This window comes from Lysinibacillus sp. NPDC097279 (genome assembly GCF_044761745.1).
GTDB lineage: Bacteria > Bacillota > Bacilli > Bacillales_A > Planococcaceae > Lysinibacillus.
Genome location: NZ_JBIWDA010000006.1, coordinates 166,639 through 175,997, shown reverse-complemented (window position 1 = coordinate 175,997; position 9,359 = coordinate 166,639). Strand labels below are relative to the sequence as shown.

Below are 9,359 nucleotides of genomic sequence, written 5' to 3'. Positions count from 1 at the left end.
AGAAAAAACACCTCCAAATTGAAATTTAAGTATCTATACCCGAATTTCAATTGAAGATGCTTTTTTTATTTGTCTATACTGTTGGGGTCAGTCCCAACAGTGCCTGACATTTTTTTTGTTTTATCAGGAGTAGAGAGGGTATTAACCATCATAAGCAAGTTATTTAGCAAGAAGCATTGTAGGAATAATCGAAAGGGAAAAGGAGTCATAGCCAACATGTTGTTGAATAAAAAATTACTATTGGTCTTTAGTATAATCGTAGTCTGCTTTTTGTCTGGTTGTACAGAGAAGAAGAAGCTTGAGGATGGTTCTGAACTGATAAATAAAAACCAATTTGTTTTTGCTACTTCTGGTGAATTTAAGCCATTTAGTTATATAAATGACGATCTCACAATGTCGGGCTTTGATATTGAGGTTGGGGAAGCAATTGCAAAGGAAATGGGCCTTGAGCCGGTTCAGAAACGAATCAAGTTCAAAGGAATTGTAGAAGGGGTAAAAACAGGCCGAGCGGATGCAGCGGTTGCGAGCCACACGATTAACCCGCAGCGAAGTAAACATGTTTCTTTCTCTACTCCGTATTATTATTCGGGGCCGAAAATTTTCACCAGACCAGATAGTAAAATTAAGACTGTCGAAGATTTAAAGGGAAAGGAAGTAGCTGTTGCAAAAGGATCGACATATGCCGATACTGCTTCCGAGTATACAGACAAAGTCAAAACTTATGACAGCGATATTACAGCTTTAAAGGCGTTGAGCACAGGACGTCATGATGCGGTCATTACTGATTTTGTTACAGGAAAAACAGCTGAAAAGGAAGGATTTAAGATTAAAGGACAGCAATTAATTAATCGCAGTGAACAAGCGATTGTGCTGCCGCAGGATAATCCAAAACTATTGAAGCGAGTAAATGAAGCTTTGGAACAACTCCGAGAAAATGGGACACTGACTCAAATCAGTATCAAATATTTTGGTGAGGACATTACCAAAAAACCAGAATAAATCAATGCTATAGAAAGAAAGGAAGTAGTACTTTGCCAAGTTTTTCGCATTTTTTTAACATACTAATGGAAACAAAAGGTGTATTCTTTAAAGCTATGCTATTAACATTAGAGCTGACGGTGGTTTCTATCATACTAGGAATCGTCATTGGACTTGTCTTTGCTCTATTAAAAATTTCTAATATAAAAATTTTAAAACTTATTTCAGATATATATGTCTATTTGGTCCGCGGAACACCGCTGATTGTCCAAATATTTATCCTTTACTTCGGAATAAGTGGGATTTTCCTTATTCCTGATTTTTGGGCTGCTTCACTTGCTCTAGCGTTACATAATGGAGCTTATATTTCTGAAATCCTTCGAGGCGCAATTCAGGCCGTCGATAAAGGTCAGGTTGAGGCAGGCCGCTCTTTGGGAATGACAAAGATACTGACATTAAGAAGAATTATTCTTCCACAGGCATTCCGTCGAGCGTTGCCGCCTTTAGGCAATCAATTTATCATCAGTTTAAAAGATTCTTCGTTGGCCGCATTTATCTCCATGAATGAGCTGTTTAATGTGGCGACAACACTTGGATCGAATAATTTTGATGAAATGACCTATTTACTCATCGTAGCAGTCTACTATTTATTACTGGTAGCGTTGATGACATTTGTAGTGAACCGAACTGAACTGAAATTAGCAATAAGCGACAGATAGGAGCTGAAAAAATTGGACACCAAGGAAATGATTAAAATAAATCAATTGAATAAATCGTTTGGAGATTTACATGTATTGAAAAATATCGACATGACAGTTTACGAGAGTGATGTTGTTTGTCTAATAGGATCGAGTGGGTCAGGGAAAAGTACCCTCCTGCGCTGTTTGAACTTTTTAGAAAGAAAGGATAACGGCAATATTATAATTGAAGGAAATGAAGTCAATCCACGGACAGATGACCTTAACAAGATTAGAGAAAAGGTAGGAATGGTGTTTCAAAATTTCAACTTATTCCCTCATAAAACAGTTTTGGAAAATATTATTGAAGCGCCTATCATGGTAAAGGGTGTAGACAAAGAAAATGCCATTAACAAAGCAGAAGAATTACTGAAAAAAGTAGGTTTGGAAGATAAGGCGGATGTCTATCCTAGTAAACTATCTGGGGGACAAAAGCAACGGGTGGCAATTGCAAGAGCCCTAGCGATGGAACCAGACATTATGCTTTTTGATGAGCCAACATCGGCACTCGATCCCGAGCTTGTGGGAGAGGTATTAACAACCATGAAAGACTTGGCTGAAGAAGGAATGACAATGGTTGTTGTAACCCATGAAATGGGATTTGCAAGAGAAGTAGCTGATTGGATTGTGTATATGCACGATGGAACCATTATTGAACGCGGCACACCTGATCAATTTTTCAACCATCCGAAAGAGGAAAGAACACGGGAATTTTTAACTGCAACTATGCTTAAATAACGCTAAGAGGTCTTGAAAAATAAGCAAAAAAGAACCCAATTTGGGTTCTTTTTTGGTTCGTATAAGGAGTCAAGTTACCTTGTTGTTCATCTATATATTAAATCCTAAGGATAGGATGGAAATAGCTAATAGTCTAGTTTAATATTGTTACTTTTAATTGTTTTACGCCAAAGTTAATGGCATCCTGTTGAGAAGGGAAAAAGACATCGATTCGATTGCCTTTAATGGCACCACCCGTATCGCCTGCAATTGCTTCCCCATAGCCTTCTACATAAACTTTACTACCAAGTGGAATAACAGTTGGGTCAACTGAGATGACTTTAGCATTTGGGTTTGTTTTAAGGTTAATACCAGTAGCGGTAATACCGGAACATCCCTCACATGACGCTGTATAGGCTGAAGCTTCCACTATAATTTCCTTAGCAGTATTACTTGTTGATGGAGCGTTTGCTTCAGGTTTACTCTCTGTTGAAGTAGTATTACTTGTTGATGGAACAGTTGCTTCAGGTTTGCTTTCCGTTGAAGCAGTATTGCTTGTCGATGGAACAGTCGCTTCAGGTTTACTCTCCGTTGAAGTAGTATTATTTGTTGATGGAGTGCTTGCTTCAGGCGTATTGTCCACTGAAGTTGCAGGTTCCTTTGCTTCATGTGTTGCAGGCATTGTTGGCTTTTCAGCTACAGCCGTACTAGATTTCATACCAACAAAGATGGATAGTTTTAAACCAGGGTGAATGAGATCAGTATGTAATTGGTTCCATTCTTTAATTTGTGAAACGGTTACTTGATGATCTGAGGCTATATTCCATAATGTATCACCTTGCTTAACGGTATATTGCTTTTGCTGTGCAATGGTAAGAACATCTCCAGGGTGAATAAGGTTAGTATTAATATGATTCAACGTTTGAATATTTTCTACTGATGTATTATGTGCACGTGATAAATCCCAAAGGGTATCACCTTTTTGTACGGTAATCGTTGCAGCTTGAGCATTAGCACCTAAAGTTGCAGAGAGCATTGCAACTGGTACAATTGATATAATTTTTTTAAGCATTCATGTATCCTCCATGTTCGTTCTTGGTTGTTAATATAAAATAATCGTATCATAGATTTTTCTGAGAAAAAGAACAAGGAGGTATTAATTTGTTTACGTCTATGGCATTTATATTGCAATAATATTGCAAACATCAAACGATTAACTATTATTTCCTAAGAAATTTAATATAAAATCTAACTGAGGAAGCAATTACTTGTTACGTATCGAATGCCCCTTTGGCGCTTAAAATGCAATCAATAACTTTATAATAAATAGCAAAAAGAGAAATTGCATAACGCAATTTCTCTTTTTTATGTGAACTGCAATGAATTATAACTGAACCTCTGTAACGTCGTTATTACCATTACCATTACCATTGCCGTTACCATTACCATTACCATTACCATTGCCGTTACCATTACCATTACCATTACCATTACCATTACCATTACCATTACCATTACCATTGCCGTTACCATTACCATTACCATTACCATTACCATTACCATTACCATTACCATTACCATTGCCATTGCCATTGCCGTTACCATTGCCATTGCCATTACCGTTACCATTACCATTGCCGTTACCATTGCCGTTGCCGTTGCCATTGCCATTGCCATTGCCATTACCATTACCTGGCTTTACAACTAACACATCAAATGTTAGTTTGTGCTCACCATACGTTACCGTAATAGTAGTATTACCTTGACCTTTTCCTTTTACGACCCCTGCTTTTACAGTAGCTATTTTATTATTTGCTACTTCGTAGGTTGCCAGCTTCGTTACATCTTTTTCTGTTGTTTTACCATCAAACGTTGTTACTTCAGTAATCTTAACTGTAACTTCTTTACCTATTCTCGTTTCAACCTGAGCCTGGTCAATTTCTAATGTTACTGTTGGTTCCTCGATAACCGTTGCTTTAACCGTAACATTTATTGTCACTTCGTTATTACCATATGAAGTTGTAATTGTAGTCGTACCTGCACCTACTGCCGTTACTAATCCATTTACTATTGTTGCAACAGTTTCATCTCCAACTACGTAAGTAGCTTTTGAAGTTACGTCTTCCTCTGTTGCATCGCCTTCTACAGGCGTTGACGTTTCTGTCACCGTAAGTTGTGCAGTTTCGCCAGTTGTTAGGTTTAACTCAGTTGGATTAACCGAAAGTGTGACTACTGGTTCTACAACTGCTTTTTCATATATCTTTTCTTCGCCAATATTGCCAGCAGCATCAGTAATTTTTACTGACACAGCATTCGTTTCTGCTGTTACTGGGAATGTAAAGCTACCGTCCTGATTTAATTCAAAAGCAACTGGTGCTTGTACTTCGCCATTTACTGTAGAAATATAAGAAGCTTTTAATTTATCATTTAAATTGTAATTTAAACCGTATAAATATAACTCATCATTATAGTCGATATACTTATCTGTTACCTGACCTGTTGCGACACCTTCAGCTACTGAACCAGTAATTTCTGGTTTCGTCGTTTTTACGATAATAGGGCCGACATAATCGGAAACTACTCCTGATGCTGCAAGACCAGTGAAGTCAATTGTATAAAGACCATCTGGAATCGTTGTGGCAGGTGCTGATCCCCATGGTTTGTACTGCCCACCAACATTCAGCGTATAAGAGCCTTTTCCTAGTGCAGTCCCTGCATGCAGATAACCGATGTAGCCATCTCCATATTCTCCACCTTCTGGATTCATAATATCCCAAAGCTCGATATAGTTAGTTGTTACATCACCCGTTAATGTGAATGAAAGCACAGCTGAATCTTTCACGCCATCGCCATTAAAGGATAGATCTGTTTCAGTAATTTTATAATCTTTAATTTCAGTTACTGCCGCACCGCTAAAGTCAGCTGCGAATGGTAATGAAATTTCTGTATCGCCACTACTGATGTAAATATACCCTAGTATTTCAGAGCCGTTAGGTGCTGTAGCTTGTGAAGCGGTTAATGTAACATTTAAAACTTGCTCACCAACTAGGTTAAAGGTCGGCTGATCTACTGTAACAGTTGCATCACCAAATGTTTTTGTCACATCCACTGCTACATTGTAATTGCCACCGTTTCCTTTTATATCTTTTACTAAAACTTGCTTTGTTACAGAAATATCACGATCTTTAAGTGATTGTGGACCGAAAGTAACTGTACCTTTCAAGTTTTCTGCAACAGCCCCAGTTCCATCTATTATTGCGCTATCAAGTGCATAGGCAAGAATTTCAGGATGAGCGGCTGCATAAGCATTTACGCGCCCAGCACCTTGAGAAAACACATCGTATTTTGTTGTATCTAAAACCTTTGCTGTATTAGAAATTGCCACTTTAACGTCGAATGCGTTCCAATCAGGATTTGCTTGTTTAACTAATGCAACAATACCTGCAATATGCGGTGTTGCCATAGAAGTTCCTGTTTTACGCGCATATGCTTCTGCATAAGAGGCATCAGGGAAATCTTTTTTATACATTGGAATAGATGACATAATGTTTGTCCCAGGTGCACTTACATCTGGTTTAATATCAAAGTTTGGTGTAGATGGTCCACGTGAACTTGAAGTGTTTACATCATCCCCAAGTGTCTGTGTGGAAGCAAATTTACTAAAGCTTACTTTTCCAGTTCCGCCTGTTAATGCAGTGCGAATTGCATCGCCGTCCGTTTGGGACATATCAAATGACGGTAGAAACTCAAATGAATCACCTAGGAATGTACCTGAAATGTTTGGTGCATTTGTTCCACCAGCAAAGTTATGAATAATGGTTGCCACTGCTCCATTTGCCTTTGCATTCGCAATTTTATCAACAAAGGCAATACCTCCACGAGCAATCAACGCCACTTTGCCTTCGACATTGATTCCTTCAAAATCTTTTACTTCCCCGTTTCCAGGAACAGCAACTAGGTCAAACTCACCTTGAAGCTGTGTAGCTAATTTTTTCCCAAAAGTCGTCCCCATTAATGGAAGCTGTTTTGTTAAGTTGTAGTTGCCAATTGTAACATTCACTTCCCCGTTAAACATTGTTTCAGGATATGAGGTGTTACCAACAGCAATTCCTAAACGAGCGGTTGCAGGCGTGCCCATTGTTCCGCGATTTGGCCCAGAGTTCCCTGTTGCAATTACGCCGATTGTTCCAGCCATCATGGCATTATTAATAGCAAATGAACCAGCATCTGTTTCAGAGTTAGCTCCACCGCCAAGTGATAGATTGATAATGTCCATTTTTTCTATAACAGCAGTTTCAATAGCTTTCACAATACCAGATGTAGCACCACTGCCGTATGCCCCAAGAACTCGGTAAGCATAAAGGTCTACTTTTGGCGCAATTCCTTTAATACCGAATTCGTTAGCACCGATTGCTGCAATTGTTCCAGCAACATGTGTACCGTGAGATGTATAGAACGAGCTTCCCTTTTCATTAAATTCAGGTGTCCCGGCTGGGCGCTCCGAAGGTAATGTTTCTGATGCATCGTCATCTGCACGAGGCTTCGTATAAGTTGCTGAATTTGGAATAAAGTTTTTCCCACCTTTATAAATCCCAGCGAACTCAGGGTGATCTGCATCAATACCAGTATCTAATACTGCTACTTTTATTCCTTGTCCTTCAAAACCTTCATTCCAAAGCTGTTCGATGCCAAGGAAAGAAATACTTGTATTCATTTGCGCTTCTAATTGGTCTTCCTTTATTAGTTCCGATGGTTGCATCGGTGTATCTTCTGATGCATAAACGGTTGCATCAGGTTCGATTAATGTAATTCCTTCTATTGTAAGCAATTTCGGGAGATCATTTGCTTTTACCGTTGCCGCAAAACCGTTTAAAACAGTATCAAATGTGTATCCTTGAGTCATCTGAACTTTTTTAGTAGCTAACTCTTTTTTTACTTTTGCTTGTTGAGATTTTACATTTGAACGTACTTCATTTGCTCGGGCATTAGAGAATTTTTGGCCTTTCACTTGGCTTATTCCTTGCTCTAGTGCTACAGGCATTTCAGATAAATGAACGATGACTGCAACATCTTGATTGCCTGATACATTTTGTAAGCTTTCGTGAAGAGTCGGTCCTTCTTTAGACAAGCTTTGCTGTTCCGCGATAGCCGCCTTTAATTGAATAATACTTTCACTTTGGCTATTCTGCTTGAATGGTTTCGGTTCTTCAGCACTAGCACTCGACAATGGAACAAATAGCGAAAGCACCATAACGATAGCAAGAAGACTACTTAGAAACTTCGTAAACTTAAACTCTTTCAAAACACATTTCCCCCTTCAGCTTTAATTGTCACACTTTTCAGTTAAGTGTGGTAATTTAAATTTATCACAATGGAACTAATTCGAATATCCTAATATAAAAATATTGATAATTAGTATTAGTTTATTAATTACAAACTGAATCTATCTACCTGGTAATTTAATGAAAAAGTAGAACTTTCGGAAGTGAAATGACATACTAAAAGTTTCAATCAAGCCAAATAAGGAAGCAATTTAAAGACAAGCGGTTTTTAGCACAATAAGAGGGGTAGGTGAAGGGGAATCGCTAGGGAAATAAAAATAGCTGGCGATTATTTTAAAATATCGCCAGCTATTTTATAGGGTGGAAAACATACTGTTCTATCATTATATATAATAAATTATTATTATAAGAAAACGTATATTTCATTAAAAATTTACACTTAAGTTAGCCGCTACAATAGATTTATTCTTCATATTTAACTGTAGTGAACATACCACCTAAGCCAACTACACCGTTATTTGTAACATGATGGGGCATGTGGCAATGCATTGGCCAAATACCTGCATTATTGGCTTGGAAGCTAATATCCCAAGTTTCGCCAGATGCGACGAGTATAGTATTTTTACAAATTTGCGTATGAGGAGCAATTGGGAAACCATCAGCGCCGACCACTTTAAACTGATGTCCATGTAAATGGATGGGGTGGTGGTTCATTTGAATATTACCAAAGCGTACTTTAACCATATCTCCATATCTTACACGTAAAGGTTCTGTTAACGGGTAGCATCGTCCGTTTATTGTAAAAAAATTAAAATCAGGTTTAATAAAAGTAAGATCATACGTACCCTTTGTTAAATCGCCCCATGGTAAAGCATTTACTGCCCATTCTTGAAGTAAGCAAAGGTAATCCTTATGGTTTGGGAGGTTCTCCATTGTCGGATCTTCTACAATAAAGCCTCCTAATAATCCCGCATTATCTTGTATAGAAACATCTACATGCGAATGATACATATACGTACCTGGGGGATTAACTATTGTAAAATGATAATCAAAATAATATCCAGGTTCAATAAATGGAGAGGGCTCAATTGGGGGGACACCGTCCATCACATTAGGTACGATTAATCCATGCCAATGCACGCTTGTATGGACAGGTAATTGATTAATGACTCTAATACATACTTTATCTCCAGGAAAAACACGAATAGTGGGCCCAGGAGTAGAGCCGTTATATCCCCAAGCTTTGATAAAGATACCATCTACTAACTCCCACGTTATTTCTTCCGCAACTAAAGTAAAAAACTTTACCCCATTTTTTTGAAGTACATAAGGTAAATCTTCAATACCTGGTGTAATAACTATGATAAAACCCCCTATAAATTCACTTCTTAAAAAAATATATGTTTCGAAGGGGGACTTATTCTTTGGCAGCGTCATACAAATCGATTCCATGAATTCTACTTTTGCTTTATTGTCGTTCTCTCTTATTTTTTTATATGGTATATAATAAATGGGATGCAAAATGGCGAATGTCTAAATATAACCTACGTTGCATTGGAAGTTGTGCTTCGTTAAATGTATATTTAGATGCTGTATTATAAATATAATTTTTATTTATTAAATATTTTATAAAATCACTTCTTTA

General features: G+C 37.8%; 6 protein-coding genes. 3 read left to right on the top strand and 3 right to left on the bottom strand.

Going from position 1 to position 9,359, the window contains the following annotated elements; translation table 11 throughout:
• Positions 1-216 precede the first annotated feature (216 nt).
• The 3 genes from ACIQ1H_RS19955 to ACIQ1H_RS19945 are packed head-to-tail and all read left to right on the top strand — an operon-like array spanning position 217 to position 2,453.
• The gene (locus tag ACIQ1H_RS19955; protein WP_402891274.1) at positions 217-999 is read left to right on the top strand and encodes a transporter substrate-binding domain-containing protein; all 783 of its coding nucleotides are present in this window, start codon (positions 217-219) and stop codon (positions 997-999) included.
• A 32-nt stretch (positions 1,000-1,031) separates the two neighbouring features.
• Complete coding sequence (locus ACIQ1H_RS19950; RefSeq protein WP_139860064.1) at positions 1,032-1,697, top strand: amino acid ABC transporter permease; 666 nt, start codon at positions 1,032-1,034, stop codon at positions 1,695-1,697.
• Between the two features lie 12 nt (positions 1,698-1,709).
• Positions 1,710-2,453 (top strand): amino acid ABC transporter ATP-binding protein, encoded by a 744-nt coding sequence (locus tag ACIQ1H_RS19945; RefSeq protein WP_402891272.1) that lies wholly within the window; start codon positions 1,710-1,712, stop codon positions 2,451-2,453.
• Between the two features lie 133 nt (positions 2,454-2,586).
• On the opposite strand, the gene ACIQ1H_RS19940 is transcribed toward ACIQ1H_RS19945, so the two are convergent.
• The 3 genes from ACIQ1H_RS19940 to ACIQ1H_RS19930 all read right to left on the bottom strand — a co-directional run bounded on the left by ACIQ1H_RS19940 (position 2,587) and on the right by ACIQ1H_RS19930 (position 9,076).
• Positions 2,587-3,504, bottom strand: coding sequence for a LysM peptidoglycan-binding and 3D domain-containing protein (locus ACIQ1H_RS19940; protein WP_402891269.1), 918 nt, complete (start codon positions 3,502-3,504; stop codon positions 2,587-2,589).
• Between the two features lie 312 nt (positions 3,505-3,816).
• Positions 3,817-7,734, bottom strand: coding sequence for a S8 family serine peptidase (locus ACIQ1H_RS19935; RefSeq protein WP_402891266.1), 3,918 nt, complete (start codon positions 7,732-7,734; stop codon positions 3,817-3,819).
• Between the two features lie 442 nt (positions 7,735-8,176).
• Complete coding sequence (locus ACIQ1H_RS19930; RefSeq protein WP_402891289.1) at positions 8,177-9,076, bottom strand: multicopper oxidase family protein; 900 nt, start codon at positions 9,074-9,076, stop codon at positions 8,177-8,179.
• Between the last annotated feature and the right edge of the window lie 283 nt (positions 9,077-9,359).